This is a genomic window from Pseudomonas sp. A34-9, assembly GCF_029543085.1.
GTDB lineage: Bacteria > Pseudomonadota > Gammaproteobacteria > Pseudomonadales > Pseudomonadaceae > Aquipseudomonas.
In genome coordinates this window covers 3,870,035-3,887,684 of the sequence record NZ_CP119967.1, presented here as the reverse complement: position 1 = coordinate 3,887,684, position 17,650 = coordinate 3,870,035, and the positions used below count along the sequence as shown (strand labels likewise).

15 protein-coding genes are annotated in these 17,650 nt (G+C 59.8%); 11 read left to right on the top strand and 4 right to left on the bottom strand.

All coding sequences use genetic code 11. The features are described 5' to 3' along the window. The first annotated feature begins 81 nt into the window (after window positions 1–81). The 3 genes from dnaQ (at window position 82) to P3G59_RS17185 (ending at window position 3,915) form a co-directional block, all read left to right on the top strand. Window positions 82–840: a DNA polymerase III subunit epsilon gene (dnaQ, locus tag P3G59_RS17195; protein ID WP_122844425.1), complete on the top strand. Its 759-nt coding sequence runs from the start codon at window positions 82–84 to the stop codon at window positions 838–840. A 190-nt stretch (window positions 841–1,030) separates the two neighbouring features. Then, a complete protein-coding gene (locus P3G59_RS17190; RefSeq protein ID WP_277758224.1) occupies window positions 1,031–3,286 on the top strand; it encodes an Orn/Lys/Arg decarboxylase N-terminal domain-containing protein in 2,256 nt (751 codons plus the stop codon). A gap of 14 nt (window positions 3,287–3,300) precedes the next feature. After that, window positions 3,301–3,915, top strand: a complete 615-nt coding sequence (locus P3G59_RS17185; protein ID WP_277758223.1) for a GNAT family N-acetyltransferase — start codon at window positions 3,301–3,303, stop codon at window positions 3,913–3,915. On the opposite strand, the gene P3G59_RS17180 is transcribed toward P3G59_RS17185, so the two are convergent. Then, the gene (locus tag P3G59_RS17180; protein ID WP_277758222.1) at window positions 3,881–4,774 is read right to left on the bottom strand and encodes a LysR family transcriptional regulator; all 894 of its coding nucleotides are present in this window, start codon (window positions 4,772–4,774) and stop codon (window positions 3,881–3,883) included. The genes P3G59_RS17185 and P3G59_RS17180 overlap by 35 nt on opposite strands. An 85-nt stretch (window positions 4,775–4,859) precedes the next feature. After that, on the bottom strand, window positions 4,860–5,090 hold the full coding sequence (locus P3G59_RS17175; RefSeq protein WP_007910567.1) for a hypothetical protein: 231 nt from the start codon (window positions 5,088–5,090) through the stop codon (window positions 4,860–4,862). A gap of 184 nt (window positions 5,091–5,274) precedes the next feature. Here P3G59_RS17175 and P3G59_RS17170 point away from each other — a divergent pair, with 184 nt between their 5' ends. Further along, a complete protein-coding gene (locus P3G59_RS17170; RefSeq protein WP_277758221.1) occupies window positions 5,275–5,832 on the top strand; it encodes an NAD(P)H-dependent oxidoreductase in 558 nt (185 codons plus the stop codon). 156 nt (window positions 5,833–5,988) lie between these two features. Then, window positions 5,989–7,272 (top strand): arsenic transporter, encoded by a 1,284-nt coding sequence (locus tag P3G59_RS17165; RefSeq protein ID WP_277758220.1) that lies wholly within the window; start codon window positions 5,989–5,991, stop codon window positions 7,270–7,272. Window positions 7,273–7,402: 130 nt separating this feature from the next. Here P3G59_RS17165 and P3G59_RS17160 read toward each other — a convergent pair whose 3' ends face one another. Next, on the bottom strand, window positions 7,403–8,353 hold the full coding sequence (locus P3G59_RS17160) for a DUF1853 family protein (RefSeq protein ID WP_277758219.1): 951 nt from the start codon (window positions 8,351–8,353) through the stop codon (window positions 7,403–7,405). Between the two features lie 115 nt (window positions 8,354–8,468). On the opposite strand from P3G59_RS17160, the gene P3G59_RS17155 reads away from it, so the two are divergent. From P3G59_RS17155 to pepN, 6 genes are read left to right on the top strand one after another with little or no spacing between them, the layout of a single operon-like run. Further along, complete coding sequence (locus P3G59_RS17155) at window positions 8,469–9,359, top strand: NAD(+) kinase (RefSeq protein WP_003224174.1); 891 nt, start codon at window positions 8,469–8,471, stop codon at window positions 9,357–9,359. Then, on the top strand, window positions 9,359–10,330 hold the full coding sequence (locus P3G59_RS17150) for a metallophosphoesterase (protein ID WP_277758218.1): 972 nt from the start codon (window positions 9,359–9,361) through the stop codon (window positions 10,328–10,330). The genes P3G59_RS17155 and P3G59_RS17150 overlap by 1 nt, the downstream gene beginning before the upstream one ends. Then, on the top strand, window positions 10,327–11,196 hold the full coding sequence (locus P3G59_RS17145) for a rhomboid family intramembrane serine protease (protein ID WP_277758217.1): 870 nt from the start codon (window positions 10,327–10,329) through the stop codon (window positions 11,194–11,196). The genes P3G59_RS17150 and P3G59_RS17145 overlap by 4 nt, the downstream gene beginning before the upstream one ends. A gap of 36 nt (window positions 11,197–11,232) precedes the next feature. Continuing rightward, window positions 11,233–11,493, top strand: a complete 261-nt coding sequence (locus P3G59_RS17140) for a DUF1315 family protein (protein ID WP_007919229.1) — start codon at window positions 11,233–11,235, stop codon at window positions 11,491–11,493. Further along, the gene (locus P3G59_RS17135; RefSeq protein ID WP_277758216.1) at window positions 11,490–12,320 is read left to right on the top strand and encodes a DUF2797 domain-containing protein; all 831 of its coding nucleotides are present in this window, start codon (window positions 11,490–11,492) and stop codon (window positions 12,318–12,320) included. Before P3G59_RS17140 ends, P3G59_RS17135 begins: the two co-directional genes overlap by 4 nt. Window positions 12,321–12,330: 10 nt before the next feature. Next, window positions 12,331–14,988: an aminopeptidase N gene (pepN, locus tag P3G59_RS17130; RefSeq protein WP_277758215.1), complete on the top strand. Its 2,658-nt coding sequence runs from the start codon at window positions 12,331–12,333 to the stop codon at window positions 14,986–14,988. Between the two features lie 283 nt (window positions 14,989–15,271). Here the strand turns inward: pepN and katG are convergent, their stop codons facing one another. Next, on the bottom strand, window positions 15,272–17,542 hold the full coding sequence (gene katG / locus P3G59_RS17125) for a catalase/peroxidase HPI (protein WP_277758214.1): 2,271 nt from the start codon (window positions 17,540–17,542) through the stop codon (window positions 15,272–15,274). Between the last annotated feature and the right edge of the window lie 108 nt (window positions 17,543–17,650).

The window sequence follows — 17,650 nt, the reverse complement described above, 5'->3', positions numbered from 1 at the left end:
CCACGGTCTGACTGAAACACCCCGCCGAGCGTGTTAACATCCGCATTTTTGCATGATTGCCCCGTTGAGAGCTGAACACTGATGGCCACCAGATCCGTTGTACTCGATACCGAAACCACCGGCATGCCGGTGACCGATGGTCACCGGATCATTGAAATCGGTTGCGTCGAACTGATCGGCCGACGCCTGACGGGCCGGCATTTTCACGTTTATCTGCAGCCGGATCGCGAGAGTGATGAGGGCGCCATCGGCGTTCACGGCATCACCAACGAATTCCTGGTCGGCAAGCCGCGCTTTGCCGAAGTCGCCGATGAGTTCTTCGAATTCATCAAAGGCGCGCAGCTGATCATCCACAACGCGGCGTTCGACGTTGGCTTCATCAACAACGAATTCGCCTTGATGGGCCAGCACGATCGCGCTGACATCACCCAACATTGCTCGATCCTCGACACCCTGATGATGGCCCGGGAACGTCACCCGGGGCAGCGCAACAGCCTCGATGCGTTGTGCAAGCGTTATGGCGTCGACAACTCCGGCCGTGAACTGCACGGCGCTTTGCTCGACTCGGAGATTCTCGCCGACGTCTACCTGACCATGACCGGCGGCCAGACCAGTCTGTCGCTGGCGGGCAATGCGTCTGACGGCAATGGCACCGGCGATGGCGCGGATAACTCGGCGACCGAAATTCGTCGATTGCCGGCGGATCGCCAGCCTGCGCGGATCATTCGTGCGACGGAAGATGAATTGGCGGCGCATCTGGTGCGTTTGGAGATTATTGCCAAGTCTGCCGGTGGGCCGGCGATGTGGACGCAGATTGCCGAGGCTGACGCTCAAGCCTGAAAAGTCAAAAGATCGCAGCCTGCGGCAGCTCCTACAGGGGATCACATTCCAATGTAGGAGCTGCCGCAGGCTGCGATCTTTTGCTTTTGGCGGCATGAAGCCAAGTGGCCACCCTCGCCACTTTCGCTGCAACCCTCTACCCTGAGTGCATTGGCCGATTCAATTGTGCCGCCTCGGGACACTGAGCCTCATGTATAAAGATTTGAAGTTTCCGGTGTTGATCGTCCATCGCGACATCAAGGCCGACACGGTCGCCGGTGACCGTATCCGTGGCATCGCCCGGGAGTTGGAGCAGGAAGGTTTCAGTATCGTTTCGGCCATTGACTACACCGAAGGGCGGTTGGTGGCATCGACCCATCATGGCCTCGCGTGCATGCTGATTGCCGCCGAGGACGCCAGCACCCATTCGCATCTGTTGCAGAACATGGCCGAACTGATTGGTCTGGCGCGGGTGCGTGCTCCGGATCTGCCGATCTTTGCCCTCGGTGAGCAAGTCACCCTGGAAAATGCACCGGCCGATGCCATGGCCGAGCTCAATCAATTGCGCGGCATTCTCTATCTGTTCGAGGACACCGTGCCGTTTCTGGCGCGGCAAGTGGCACGGGCGGCGCGCAAGTATCTGGATGGCTTGCTGCCGCCGTTTTTCAAGGCGCTGGTGCAGCACACCGCCGATTCCAATTATTCCTGGCACACACCCGGCCATGGCGGTGGTGTGGCGTATCACAAGAGTCCGGTGGGGCAGGCGTTCCATCAGTTCTTCGGTGAAAACACCCTGCGTTCGGATTTGTCGGTGTCGGTGCCGGAACTCGGTTCTTTGCTCGATCACACCGGTCCGCTCGCCGAAGCGGAAGCGCGCGCAGCACGCAACTTCGGCGCTGATCACACGTTTTTCGTGATCAATGGCACCTCGACCGCCAACAAGATAGTCTGGCACTCGATGGTCGCGCGCGATGATCTGGTGTTGGTTGATCGCAACTGCCACAAATCGGTGTTGCACGCGATCATCATGACCGGCGCCATTCCGTTGTACCTGTGCCCGGAGCGCAATGAACTGGGGATTATCGGGCCGATTCCGCTGAGCGAATTCAGCCGCGAGTCGATTCAAACGAAGATAGATGCCAGCCCGTTGACCAAGGGCCGCGCAGCGAAAGTCAAACTCGCCGTGGTCACCAACTCGACCTACGACGGCCTCTGTTACAACGCCGAATTGATCAAGCAAAGCCTCGGCAACAGCGTCGAAGTGCTGCATTTCGATGAAGCCTGGTACGCCTACGCGGCGTTTCATGAATTTTTCGCCGGGCGCTACGGCATGGCCACCTCGCGCAGCGAAGACAGCCCGCTGGTGTTCACCACGCATTCCACACACAAACTGCTCGCCGCTTTCAGTCAAGCCTCGATGATCCATGTGCAGGACGGCGGCGCGCGGCAACTCGACCGCGACCGTTTCAATGAAGCGTTCATGATGCACATTTCCACCTCGCCGCAGTACAGCATCATCGCTTCGCTGGACGTGGCGTCGGCGATGATGGAAGGCCCGGCCGGGCGTTCGCTGTTGCAGGAAACCTTCGACGAAGCGCTGAGTTTTCGTCGCGCTCTGGCCAATCTGCGTCAGCACATTGCCGCCGATGACTGGTGGTTTTCGATCTGGCAGCCGCCGGGTGTCGAGGGCATCGACCGCGTGCAGACCGAAGACTGGTTATTGCAACCGGATGCCGATTGGCATGGTTTCGGTGAAGTCAGCGACGATTACGTGTTGCTCGATCCGATCAAGGTCACGCTGGTGATGCCAGGGCTGAATGCCGGTGGCGCGCTGAGCGAGAAGGGCATCCCGGCGGCGGTGGTCAGCAAGTTTCTCTGGGAGCGCGGCCTGGTGGTGGAGAAGACCGGGCTGTATTCGTTCCTGGTGCTGTTCTCGATGGGCATCACCAAAGGCAAATGGAGCACGCTGCTTACCGAATTGCTCGAATTCAAGCGCAGTTACGACGCCAACGTGCGTCTGGAAACCTGCCTGCCGTGTGTGGCACAAGAGGACACGGCGCGTTACCGCGGCATGGGCCTGCGCGATTTGTGCGATCAATTGCACGCCTGTTACCGCAGCAACGCCACAGCCAAACACCTTAAACGCATGTACACCGTACTACCGGAAATTGCCATGAAACCGGCCCACGCCTACGATCATCTGGTTCGCGGTGAAGTCGAGGCGGTGCCGATCGATGAGCTGGAAGGGCGCATTGCTGCAGTGATGCTGGTGCCGTATCCGCCGGGTATTCCGTTGATCATGCCCGGTGAACGCTTTACCGAACCAACGCGCTCGATCATCGATTACCTGAGGTTTGCCCGCACGTTCGATAGCAGCTTTCCCGGTTTTGTCGCGGATGTGCATGGATTGCAGCACGAAGACGAAGGCAATGGACGGCACTACACCGTCGATTGCGTCAAGGAATGAGGAATTTTCCCAGTATGCAACCGGTCATGAATCCGAAATACCCAGGGCTGTCGGTACGCGTTGCCGATGAAGGCTTTGCGCCGTATATCTGGGGCAGCGATTTCAGCTTCGAAGTCGCCGCCTATGGCGCCGCCGTGATTGGCCAGCCTGTCGAGCAATGGCGGGTGACGCCGATCGTACCGTATCGCAAGTGTTACGGCATCGACCCTGAGGAGTTCAGCGCCTTCCATAACGCGGCTGACAGCGCGATTTTCATGGCCTATCTGGATGATGAGCCGGTCGGGCATCTGGTGATCAGTACCAACTGGAACGGCTTCGCGCATATCGATGAGCTGGCGGTGCATGCGCCGGCCCGTCGCCATGGTGTGGCCAAGGCGTTGCTGGATGTCGCGCAGTTCTGGAGCCGCAAGAAAAAGCTGCCGGGGATCATGCTCGAAACCCAGAACAACAACCTCGGCGCTTGTCGCTTGTATGAGCGTTGCGGCTACGTGATGGGGGGTGTTGACCAGTTGCGCTATCGCGGTATTGATCCGAACACCGCCGAGGTGGCGCTGTTCTGGTATCGATTGTTCGATAATCCGCTGGAAAATTCGCTCAGCTCGACAGCATCGCCTCGGCTTGTTCCGTGATGATCGCCAGTAACGTTTGAATCACCGTGGATGGCGCGACGTGCTTGAACGTCAGGGCGTAAAGGCTGATCGGCACGGCCGGCGACAACGGGCACACATCCAGCCCGGCCGGGCGCGCACCCAAGGCAGTGAACGGGTCGACGATGGCCAGGCCTTCGCCGGCTTCGACCATGCTGCGCATCATCTGATGGGTTTGCACCCGCGTTTGAACGCTCGGTGCCGGGCGCAAGGCCTGCAGCTTGTTTTCCAGTGCCGGGCTCAGCGGGTCCTGACCATCGAGGCCGACCATGGCCTGACCGGCCAGATCCTGCAGGGAAATGTATTTCTGTTTCGGCTGCAGCCAGCCATGAGGCGCGAGCAATTGCAGCTTGCCCTGGGCCAATGGTCGGCAATCAATGTCGGGATGTTCGGGGTCATGCAGGCTTAGACCGAGATCGCTTTCGCGCAACAGCAAACTGCGGACGATCTCGCGGGTCGGGGCGCTGAGCAGGCTGCACGGTGCGTCGGGCAGACGTCGGCGCAGGGCGGCGAGGCTTTGGGGCAATAATTGCTGCGCCAACGGCGGGGTGCCGATGATCCGCAAGGGCGGAGCGAGGTACTGCTTGAGGCTGCTGGCCAGACGTTGCACCGGCTCCAGCGCTTCATAGACGTGCGCGATTTCGACCTGCAACGCCCGCGCCTCGGGCGTCGATTGCAGGCGCCCGCGCACGCTGGCGAACAACATGAACCCCAACTGACTCTCGGCTTCGCGCAAACGCTCTTCGACCTCGGCCACCGGCAACTGCAACCATTCGGCGGCGGTGCCCAGGTGACCGGTCTGCAAGAGCGCCTGAATCACTTCGATATGACGTAAACGCATGCGTGAAGTCCATGTTCAGCAGTTGGGGTCAGTGGCTGAATCCTACCCCAAGTCTGCGCATATGACTTCTGCTCATAACGGCCAGTTATGAAGCGACGGTTGGCTCGGGTTCACGCGTCAGGGTGATACCTGACTGGACCAGGAGAAATTCGTTCTCGCTGACCTTGTTGACGCGATCGCCAATCGCCAGTTTGTAAATCGGCTCCGAGCCAGTGGAACCGTCTGCCGACGGGTTGGATTCCTGGAACTCATGCACGGAATAAACGCGGCCTTCCGCATCTCTTGCATGGAACTGACCGACGAGTACTGCTGCCATCTGCTTAGAACCTCTGGAGATAAAACGCTTGATTTGCGGCTTGGTAGACCGCCATCAAGGCCTGTAAGTTTTCCTACAGGAAAAAAATAATCAGCACGCAGGAATTTGCCCTTGTGTGCTGGTGGAATCGTCACCGAATCATCTATAACTACTGGCTCCTCCCACGGACCATCGAGAGTCTTCCATGAGCAATGTCTACAATGTCGCCGTAGTGGTCGGTAGCCTGCGCAAAGCATCGATCAATCGTAAAGTCGCCCTGGCCCTGGCGGAGCTGGCCCCGGCCAACCTCAAGCTTGAGATTGTCGAAATTGGCGATCTGCCACTTTATAACGAAGACATCGACGGTGATTCACCGCCGGCAGCCTACAGCAGTTTCAGGCAAAAAGTGGGTTCATCCGACGCGGTGCTCTTTGTCACGCCCGAGTACAATCGTTCGGTGCCGGCGCCGTTGAAGAATGCCATTGACGTCGGTTCGCGGCCTTATGGCAAGAGTGTCTGGAGTGGCAAGCCGGGCGCGGTGATCAGCGTTTCGCCGGGTGCGATTGGTGGTTTCGGTGCCAACCAGCACCTGCGTCAGTCGTTCGTGTTTCTCGATGTGCCGTGCATGCAACAGCCGGAAGCGTATCTGGGCGGTGCGGGTTCGGCGTTTGATGAGGCGGGCAAACTTAGCGAGACAGTGAAACCTTTCCTGCAAAAATTCATCGATGCTTATGGTCAATTCGTAGAGCAACACAAAAAATAAGCCCAACACGGAACACAATGTAGGAGTGAGCCTGCTCGCGATAGCGGTGTGTCAGTCGACTGATTGGTAACTGACAGTCCGCTATCGCGAGCAGGCTCACTCCTACAGTTTTTTGTGTTGGCTTCACTACTCCATTTCAATTTAAGGCTGTTACGGATGCTCGCTGCGTCACTGATTTTCCTCCTGACCATTACCCTGGTGATCTGGCAACCCAAAGGCCTTGGCGTCGGCTGGAGTGCGACGCTCGGCGCCGTACTGGCGCTGATTTTCGGCGTCGTGCACCTCAGCGACATCCCGCTGGTGTGGCAGATCATCTGGAACGCCACCGGCACCTTCGTCGCGCTGATCATCATCAGCCTGCTGCTCGACGAAGCCGGGTTTTTCAACTGGGCCGCGTTGCATGTGGCGCGTTGGGGCCGGGGCAGCGGGCGCAAGCTGTTTGCCTTCATGGTGCTGCTCGGCGCGCTGGTTTCAGCGCTGTTCGCCAATGACGGTGCAGCACTGATCCTCACGCCAATCGTGATTTCGATGTTGCTGGCGCTGCGCTTTTCTCCGGCGGCGACGCTGGCATTCGTCATGGGTGCAGGTTTTATCGCAGACACCGCAAGCCTGCCGCTGGTGGTGTCGAACCTGGTCAACATCGTTTCAGCGGACTTCTTTCACATTGGCTTCAACCGTTACGCAGCGGTGATGGTGCCGGTGAACTTCGTCAGTGTGGCGGCGACGCTGGGCATGTTGCTGTGGTTCTTCCGTCGTGACATTCCATCGGCTTACGATCCTGAACAACTGGAGCATCCAGAAACCGCGATCCACGATAAAGCTACGTTCTATGCCGGTTGGGCGGTGTTAGTGATCCTGCTGATCGGCTGTTTTGCCCTGGAGCCCTTGGGCATTCCCATCAGTGCGATTTCCGCCGTGTGCGCTGCGCTGTTGTTGGGCATCGCCGCGCGCGGCCACAAGATTTCCACGCGCAAGGTGATGAAAGAGGCGCCGTGGCAGATCGTGATTTTCTCGCTGGGCATGTACCTGGTGGTCTACGGTTTGCGCAATGCCGGGCTGACCGGGTATCTGGCCGGTTGGCTGGATGTTTTCGCAGGTCACGGCGTCTGGGGCGCGGCAATGGGCACGGGGGTGCTGACGGCGTTGCTGTCGTCGATCATGAATAACCTGCCGACCGTGTTGATTGGTTTGTTGTCGATCGATGCGAGTCAGGCGAGCGGGGTGGTCAAGGAGGCGATGATCTATGCCAACGTGATTGGCAGTGATCTGGGGCCGAAGATCACCCCGATTGGCAGTCTGGCGACGTTGTTGTGGCTGCATGTGCTGGAGCGCAAGGGCATTCATATTGGCTGGGGGTATTACTTCCGGGTCGGGATTGTGCTGACGGTGCCGGTGTTGTTGGTGACGTTGGCGGCTTTGGCTGTGCGGCTTTCGCTCTAGACCGAGGGTGGCCCATTCGCGAGCAGGCTCGCTCCCACAGGGGAATGTGTTACCACTCCCATATTTGAAATGCAGTCCAAATGTGGGAGCGAGCCTGCTCGCGAAGAGGCCGGGTCAGGCACTGATATTTTCAGACCTGCCCCGGGACATTCGGCCAAAGATCGGACACCAGAAACAACCGCTCCGCCTCTTCCCATTCGCCCTGCGCATTCTCGATCAGGCGCACCAGCAACTGCGCCGGGGCCAGCGGCTCAAGATCCTCCAGCCACATTCGTAAATGCTCCGACGTCCAGGTCTGGTCCGCCGGATAATGCGCCGGTGCCAGCCAGGCGTGGCGGGGCAGGGGTTGCCAGCGTCCGGCCGGACGTTGCGCGACAAACGCCGGCCAATCCTTCTGATGCAACCAACTGCCGCGCAAATGCTGCGGATGCGCACCGTTCGGTGATTCAGCCTGGCCGGGCCACGGGTATAACAAGTAACCGCCGAGCCACAGCTGCGCGCTGAACACCTCGATATCCAGCGCCGCCAGCACGGCGCGGCTTTCCGGGCGCGCCGAAATCGGCAACTGATGTTCGGCCAGATGCGCCAGTTTGCGGTCCAGCCGATCATGACAACCCGGCCCCAGCCACTGCGCCGGATCACGACCGTCGCCATTTTGCGGGCCGAGGTAAAGCTTGATCGCCAGTTCCAGATGATGCACGCCGTCGCGGTCTCGCAGCAGCATGTCCAGCTCGCCGAGGGTATGGCCTTCGCGCCGGATCGGCAGGTTGGCGGCGATCAGTTCGATCCCTGGCGCCTGCTGGACCGCAAATTGCCACAAGCGCTCGTAATACAAACCCAGCCGCCGCGTTCGTGCCTGCGACAACCAATGCAGCAAGCCATAACTGTCGCGATCAAGCTGACGCAGCCAGTGTTCCAGTCGCTCGGGATCGGTCACCCAGTCGCTGCCCGCCAGCGGATGGCGCTGCGGCCATGGCGTGGTGGCGAGCATCGGCGGGGCGAGGATCACCCACGCCAGATCGCGCACTTCCGGGTGGCGTAATTGGTGGGGCAACTGGAGCAAGTCGGGAAATAGGATCATCTTGCGAGCATAGCCGTAAACACGAGCACACCCTTGAGGCTGAAAGGATTTTGTCTAACCGGCGCTTTCGCCCATAATCGTGTTTTTCGCGTTTTCGATTGTCCGCAGAGGTCCCATGGAGCAATTTCGTAATATCGGCATCATCGGTCGCCTGGGCAGTTCCCAGGTGCTGGATACCGTCCGCCGACTGAAACGGTTTCTGCTCGATCGTCACCTGCATGTGATCCTCGAAGACACCATCGCCGAAGTCCTGCCGGGCCACGGCCTGCAAACTTCGTCGCGCAAGATGCTCGGCGAAGTCTGCGACATGGTCATTGTCGTCGGCGGTGACGGCAGCCTGCTCGGCGCCGCGCGGGCGTTGGCCAAACACAATATTCCGGTGCTGGGGATTAACCGTGGCAGCCTCGGCTTCCTCACCGATATTCGCCCGGATGAGCTGGAAGTCGAAGTCGCCAAGGTGCTCGACGGCCACTATCTGGTGGAAAACCGCTTCCTGCTGCAAGCCGAAGTTCGCCGGCATGCCGAGGCGATTGGTCAGGGCGATGCGCTCAACGATGTCGTGCTGCACCCCGGCAAATCGACGCGGATGATCGAGTTCGAGCTGTACATCGACGGCCAGTTCGTCTGCAGTCAAAAGGCCGACGGCCTGATTGTCGCCACGCCGACCGGTTCCACCGCGTACGCGCTGTCTGCCGGCGGGCCGATCATGCATCCCAAGCTCGATGCCATTGTGATTGTGCCGATGTACCCCCATATGTTGTCGAGCCGGCCAATTGTGGTCGACGGCAACAGTGAGCTGAAAATCGTCGTGTCGAAAAACATGCAGATTTACCCGCAAGTCTCCTGCGACGGGCAGAACCACTTCACCTGCGCGCCGGGCGACACCATCACCGTCAGCAAGAAAGCGCAGAAGCTGCGGCTGATTCACCCGCTCGACCACAATTACTATGAAGTCTGCCGCACCAAGCTCGGCTGGGGCAGCAAGCTGGGCGGTGGAGGCGACTGATGCTCGATCCCGCGCGCAGTTATGACCTGATTGGTGACGTGCACGGATGCGCCCTGACCCTTGAACACTTGCTTGACCGACTCGGTTATCACAAGCAGGGCGGGGTCTGGCGGCATCCATCGCGCATGGCCGTGTTCGTCGGCGACATCATCGACCGTGGCCCGCGCATTCGCGAGGCACTGCACATCGTCCACGACATGGTCGAGGCCGGTCAGGCCTTGTGCATCATGGGCAACCACGAATTCAACGCGTTGGGCTGGAGCACCCCCGCGCCACCGGGCAGCGGCAAGCAGTTCGTTCGCGAACACACGCCGCGCCATGCGCGCCTGCTGCACGAAACCCTGACCCAGTTCGAAGACCATCCCGGCGACTGGCATGATTTCCAGCGCTGGTTCTACGAGCTGCCGCTGTTTGTCGATGCCGGGCGCTTCCGGGTTGTGCACGCGTGCTGGGATGCCGGGCTGATCGAGCCATTGCGCGCGCTGTTCCCCAATGGCTGCATCGATGAACACTTCCTGCAAGCCTCGGCCGTGCCGGACAGCTTCGCCTGCACCGTGTTCGACCGACTGTTGCGCGGCACCGACATGCGCTTGCCCCATGGTCTGACCATGACCAGCGGCGACGGCCTGGTGCGCTCGTTCTTCCGCACCAAGTTCTGGGAAGACGATCCGAAAACCTACGGCGATATCGTCTTCCAGCCCGATGCCCTGCCGGAGCCGGTGGCGCAGACCCCGCTGACTTCAACCGAAAAGAATTCCCTTCTGCGCTACGGCGTTGACGAGCCGTTGCTGTTCGTCGGCCACTACTGGCGCAGTGGCAAACCGGCGCCGATCCGCCCGAACCTCGCGTGTCTGGATTACAGCGCGGTGCTCTACGGCAAACTGGTCGCCTATCGTCTGGATCAGGAAACCCGTCTGGATCCGCATAAATTTGTCTGGGTCGATGTCGAGCGGCCGGAGGTGCTGCAATGAGTGCGATAGCGGTATTGCGTCTGCCGTTGGCAGTGGACTTGAGCGGTTTCGTCAAACTGCTGCAACGCATGCAAGTGCCTCATCGGGTCAGCGAAGAGGCCGGCGAACAAGTGCTGTGGGCGCCGGCGGAAATCAGTGAAGACGTACGCTCCTTGTACGAACGCTTCCCGGCGGGCGATCCCGATCAAACACTGGACATCCCCGTTGCGCAGACCTCCAAGCGGCCAAGCTTCGCCGAGCAACTGAAATACGCCAAGGCCACCGGGTTCATCCTGTTGTTGTGCCTGATCGTTGGCGGATTGACGTACCTCGGTGAGAATCTGCAGACCCTGCGCTGGCTGACCTTCCTCGATTTTCAGGTGGTCGGCGAATACATCCATTTCACGCCGCTGGCCGACAGTCTGGCGGCGGGGCAGTGGTGGCGTCTGGTGACGCCGATGCTGATCCACTTCGGCATCCTGCACCTGGCTATGAACGGTATGTGGTACTGGGAGCTGGGCCGGCGTATCGAGTCGCGTCAGGGCAGCATTAACCTGATCGGCCTGACGCTGCTGTTCAGCCTGGTGTCCAACTACGCGCAATTTGCCTGGAGCGGCCCGACCTTGTTTGGCGGCCTGTCCGGCGTGCTCTATGGTTTGCTCGGGCATTGCTGGATCTTCCAGCTGCTGGCGCCGAATCCGGCTTATCGTCTGCCGCGCGGCGTGCTGGTGATGATGCTGGTGTGGTTGCTGGTGTGCATGTCCGGGCTGATCTCGATGATCGGTTTCGGCGAAATCGCCAACGCCGCCCACGTCGGCGGGTTACTCATCGGATGCTTCACCGGTTTGTTGGGCGGTTTGTACAACCGCCGTAAACTGGCCGCCTAAATTCAGTTTTTGTAGATAAAGAGCACGGAGACCCTGATGTCCTCTTTTAACGACATGATCAACAACATTACCCCGGACATCTACGAGAGCCTGAAGCTGGCCGTGGAAATCGGCAAATGGTCCGACGGTGGCAAACTCACCGCCGAACAGCGCGAGCTGTCGCTGCAGGCGATGATCGCCTGGGAGATCCAGAACCTGCCTGAAGACCAGCGCACCGGTTACATGGGCCCGCAGGAGTGTGCGTCGAAATCGATTGAAGTGCCGAACATCCTGTTCAAGTCGGATGCCATCCATTGATCGAGATTGGCCGCGGTGCAATCAGCAAAATGTCGGCGCGCTTGGACGGGCCGAATGTGCAATACGCGTTTCGTCTGGATGACGTCGAGGTGCCGGTCAACCCGTTGATCGGCACCACGGTGCGTCTGGAATACCTGGGGGCGATCCACTGCACCCATTGCGGGCGCAAGACCAAAACCAGTTTCAGTCAGGGCTATTGCTACCCTTGCATGACCAAACTGGCGCAGTGCGACCTGTGCATCATGAGCCCGGAGCGCTGCCACTATGACGCTGGCACCTGCCGCGATCCGGTGTGGGGCGAGCAGTTCTGCATGACCGACCATGTGGTTTACCTGGCCAATTCGTCAGGGATCAAGGTTGGCATTACCCGTGCTACGCAATTGCCGACCCGTTGGCTTGATCAGGGCGCGAGTCAGGCGTTGCCGATAATGCGCGTGTCCACGCGGCAGCAGTCGGGCTTCGTCGAAGACCTGTTCCGTAGCCAGGTGGCCGACAAGACCAACTGGCGTGCATTGCTCAAGGGCGACGCCGTGGCGGTGGATCTGGCACAGGTGCGCGATCAGTTGTTCGAAAGCTGCGCCGAAGGCCTGCAAGGCTTGCAAGAGCGATTTGGCCTACAGGCAATTCAGACCATTGCCGACGTCGAACCGCTGGAAATCCGCTATCCGGTCGAGCAATACCCGGCCAAAATCGTCAGCTTCAACCTGGACAAGAACCCGATTGCCGAAGGCACGCTGCTGGGGATCAAGGGCCAGTACCTGATCTTCGACACCGGCGTGATCAACATTCGCAAGTACACGGCTTATCAGCTCGCCGTGCATCAATAAGGACGCCAGCATGCGCACCGAACAACCGAAGATGATTTACCTGAAGGACTATCAGGCGCCCGAGTACCTGATCGACGAAACACACCTGACCTTCGAGTTGTTCGAGGATCACAGCCTGGTGCACGCGCAGTTGGTAATGCGCCGCAACCCGGCGCGTGGCCCGGGCCTGCCGCCGCTGGTACTCGACGGCCAGCAACTGGAACTGCTCTCGGTGACCCTCGCCGATAAAGAGCTGGCTGAGGGCGACTATCAGTTGTCCGAGAACCACCTGACCCTGCAACCGACCAGCGAAACCTTTACGGTCGACACCAGCGTCAGGATCCACCCGGAAACCAACACCGCACTGGAAGGCCTGTACAAGTCCGGCACGATGTTCTGCACCCAGTGCGAGGCCGAAGGTTTCCGCAAGATCACTTATTACCTCGACCGCCCGGACGTGATGAGCAAGTTCACCACCACCGTGGTCGCCGAACAGCACAGCTACCCGGTGCTGCTCTCCAACGGCAACCCGATTGCCTCGGGCCCGGGCGAAGACGGCCGGCACTGGGCAACGTGGGAAGACCCGTTCATGAAACCGGCGTACCTGTTTGCGCTGGTGGCCGGTGATTTGTGGTGCGTCGAAGACACCTTCACCACCATGACCAATCGCAACGTCGCGCTGCGCATTTATGTCGAGCCGGAAAACATCGACAAGTGCCAGCACGCGATGAACAGCCTGAAGAAGTCGATGCGGTGGGATGAAGAGGTTTACGGTCGCGAGTACGATCTGGACATCTTCATGATCGTCGCCGTCAACGACTTCAACATGGGCGCGATGGAGAACAAAGGCCTCAACATCTTCAACTCCAGCGCCGTGCTGGCCCGCGCCGAAACCGCCACCGATGCCGCACACCAGCGGGTCGAGGCAATTGTCGCCCACGAATACTTCCACAACTGGTCGGGCAACCGCGTGACCTGCCGCGACTGGTTCCAGCTGTCGCTGAAGGAAGGTTTCACCGTGTTCCGTGATTCCGGCTTCTCTGCCGACATGAACTCGGCCACGGTCAAGCGCATTCAGGACGTCGCTTACCTGCGTACCCACCAGTTCGCCGAAGATGCAGGTCCCATGGCCCACGCGGTACGCCCGGACAGCTTCATCGAAATCTCCAACTTCTACACCCTGACCGTGTACGAAAAGGGCTCGGAAGTGGTCGGCATGATCCACACCTTGCTCGGTTCCGAAGGCTTCCGTAAGGGCAGCGATCTGTACTTCGAGCGCCACGACGGTCAAGCGGTCACCTGCGACGACTTCATCAAGGCCATGGAAGATGCCAACGGCGTCGATCTGACTCAGTTCAAGCGCTGGTACAGCCAGGCCGGCACGCCGCGTCTGGCAGTGAGCGAGTCTTACGACGCTGCCGCGAAAACCTACAGCCTGACCTTCCGTCAGAGCTGCCCGGAAACCCCGGACAAAGTTGAAAAACTGCCGTTCGTGATTCCGGTCGAGTTGGGCCTGCTGGACAGCCAAGGCAACGAGATTGCCCTGCGTCTGGCTGGCGAAGCGTCGGCGCAAGGCACCACTCGCGTGATCTCGGTGACCGAAGCCGAGCAGACATTTACCTTCGTCGATATCGCTGAACAGCCACTGCCATCGTTGCTGCGCGGCTTCTCGGCACCGATGAAGCTGAGCTTCCCGTACAACCGCGATCAATTGATGTTCCTGATGCAGCACGACAGCGACGGTTTCAACCGCTGGGATGCCGGTCAGCAACTGTCGGTACAAGTGCTGCAAGACCTGATTGGCCAGCAGCAGAAGGGCGAGAGCCTGAAGCTCGATCCGCGTCTGGTGTCGGCGCTGCGTACGGTACTGTCGGACGAGTCGCTGGACCAGGCGATGGTCGCGGAAATGCTCTCGCTGCCGGGTGAGGCCTACCTCACTGAAATCAGCGAAGTGGCGGACGTCGATGCGATTCATAGCGCCCGTGAATTCGCTCGCCAGCAATTGGCCGAAGGTTTGTTCGAAGCGCTGTGGCTGCGTTATCAGGCCAACCGTGACCTGTCGAAGAAAACCCCGTACGTGGCCGAAGCCGAGCATTTTGCTCGTCGTGCGCTGCAGAACATTGCGCTGTCGTACCTGATGCTCAGCGGCAAGCCGGAAGTATTGGCGGCAGCGCTGGAGCAGTTCGAAACGGCCGACAACATGACCGAGCGCCTGACCGCGCTGGCGGTGTTGGTCAACTCGCCGTTCGAAGAGCAGAAAGCCCTGGCCCTGGCCAGTTTCGCCGAGCACTTCAAGGACAACCCGCTGGTCATGGATCAGTGGTTCAGCGTGCAGGCCGGCAGCACTTTGCCAGGCGGTCTGGAGCGCGTGAAAGCGTTGATGCAGCACCCGGCGTTCAACATCAAGAACCCGAACAAGGTGCGTGCACTGGTCGGCGCGTTTGCCGGGCAGAACCTGATCAACTTCCACGCGGCCGATGGCTCGGGCTATCGCTTCCTCGCGGATCTGGTGATCGAGCTGAACGGCTTCAACCCACAGATCGCCTCGCGCCAACTGGCGCCGCTGACCCGCTGGCGCAAATACGACAGCGCGCGTCAGGCGTTGATGAAGGCTGAGCTGGAGCGGATTCTGGCTTCGGGGCAGTTGTCTAGTGACGTGTACGAAGTGGTGAGCAAGAGTCTGGCTTGATGGTGTGTTGAAGTCGGTATTCCAGCTTTGGACCGGCCCTCACCCTAACCCTCTCCCAGTGGGAGAGGGGACTGACCGAGGTGTCTTTTGCTATACACCGATCTGAAAGTCCGGCGTCGAACTCAGGTTTTGAACAGCATGAAGGTCTGCTCCCTTTCCCCCTCGCCCCCTTTGGGGGAGAGGGCTGGGGTGAGGGGGTAGGATTTACGCATCACCATAAACCCCAAACCGTACGCACAAAAAACGCCGCATTAACCCATGCGGCGTTTTTATTTGCCGAAAATTACTTCAAATCAAACCGATTCAGATTCGTCACCTTCGTCCACGCCGCCACAAAGTCCTTCACAAACTGCTCCTTCGCATCCGAACTGGCATACACCTCAGCCAACGCCCTTAATTGCGCATTGGAACCAAACACCAGATCAACCCGTGTCGCCGTCCACTTCACGCTACCGGTTTTACGGTCGCGTCCTTCGAACTCATCGGCATCCCTTGACGTCGGCTTCCACTCCACACCCATGTCCAGCAGGTTGGTGAAGAAGTCATTGGTCAGCGCTTCCGTCTGCGAGGTGAACACACCATGCCGGGTTTGCCCGACGTTGGTGTTCAACACCCGCAAACCACCCAGCAACACCGTCATTTCCGGCGCGGTGAGGGTCAGCAGTTGTGCCTTGTCGATCAGCAACGCTTCGGCCGAAACGGTGTATTTGCCTTTGCTGTAGTTGCGGAAGCCATCGGCAATCGGTTCAAGAAAGCCGAAAGAATCAACGTCGGTTTGCTCTTGCGAGGCATCGGTACGTCCCGGCGTGAACGGCACCGTGACCGAATGGCCGGCGTTTTTCGCCGCTTGCTCGACCCCGGCATTACCCGCCAATACGATCAGGTCCGCCAGCGAGACTTTCTTGCCAGCGGCGCCGCCATTGAACTCGTTCTGAATGCCCTCAAGGGTTTGCAGCACTTTGGCCAGTTGCTCAGGCTGGTTGGCCTGCCAGAACTTTTGTGGCGCCAGACGCAGACGACCGCCGTTGGCGCCGCCGCGTTTATCCGAACCGCGGAAGGTTGAAGCGGCAGCCCAAGTGGTCGAGACCAGTTGCGACACCGAAAGCCCCGACGCGAGGATTTTGCTTTTTAGCGCGGCAGCGTCGCTGTCGTCGATCAGCGGATGAGTGACAGCGGGAATCGGATCCTGCCACAGCAGTTCTTCGTTTGGCAGTTCCGGACCAAGGTAGCGGGACAGCGGGCCCATGTCGCGGTGGATCAACTTGTACCAGGCGCGGGCAAATGCATCGGCCAGTTGCTCCGGGTTGGCGAGAAAGCGCCGGGAGATCTGTTCGTAAGCCGGGTCGAAACGCAGTGCCAGGTCGGAAGTCAGCATGGTCGGGTCGATGCGTTTGTTCGGATCGTGGGCGTGGGGAATGGTCCCGGCGCCGGCACCGTTTTTCGGTTTCCACTGGTGCGCACCGGCCGGGCTTTTGCTCAGCTCCCACTCGAAGCCGAAGAGGTTTTCCAGGTAGTTGTTGCTCCACTGTGTCGGGGTCGTGGTCCAGGTCACTTCGAGGCCGCTGGTAATGGTGTCGGCACCCTTGCCGGTCCCGAAGGCGTTTCTCCAGCCCAGGCCTTGCTCTTCCAGCCCGGCGGCCTCCGGTTCTGCCCCGACATTGTCGGCAGGGCCGGCGCCGTGGGTTTTACCGAAAGCGTGACCGCCGGCAATCAGCGCCACGGTTTCTTCATCGTTCATGGCCATGCGGCCGAAGGTTTCGCGGATATCGTGGGCCGACGCGACCGGATCAGGGTTGCCTTCAGGGCCTTCCGGATTCACGTAGATCAGACCCATTTGTACGGCGGCGAGCGGGTTTTCCAGATTGCGTTCGCCCTGATCGGTGCGGCTTTCTTCTTTGCCGTGCAGGTCCGGCTCAGCCACCAGCGTGCCGTCACCAGGCTCCTGCATGGCGGACTTGTCTTTGCCATAGCGGCTGTCGCCACCGAGCCATTCGTGCTCGGAGCCCCAGTAGACATCTTCGTCCGGCTCCCACACATCGGGGCGGCCACCGGAGAACCCGAAGGTTTTGAAGCCCATCGATTCCAGCGCGACGTTCCCGGTGAGAACGATCAGGTCGGCCCAGGAAATATTGCGTCCGTATTTCTGCTTGATCGGCCACAGCAGGCGGCGAGCCTTATCGAGGCTGACGTTGTCCGGCCAGCTGTTCAGTGGCGCAAAACGTTGCTGGCCGGAGCCGGCGCCACCACGGCCATCGGCGGTGCGATAGGTCCCGGCGCTGTGCCAGGCCATGCGGATGAAGAGGGGGCCGTAGTGGCCAAAGTCGGCCGGCCACCAGTCCTGGGAGTCGGTCATGAGGGCGTTGAGGTCTTGTTTCAGCGCCTGGAAGTCCAGGCTCTTGAAGGCTTTGGCGTAGTCGAAGTCCTTGCCCAACGGATCGGACTTGGGCGAGTGCTGACTCAGGATTTTCAGGTTGAGTTGATTCGGCCACCAGTCACGGTTCGTCGTACCACCACCGGCGGCGTGGTTGAACGGGCATTTCGATTCGTTTGCCATGTTCGGGTCCTTATCAGGTCTGCTACGGCCGGCTCGTGCCGACTTCGGACTAGTAAGGCTAGACCCGACTTGGGGAGTCAGCTAATAGGCCGACTATTGGGCGCTGAT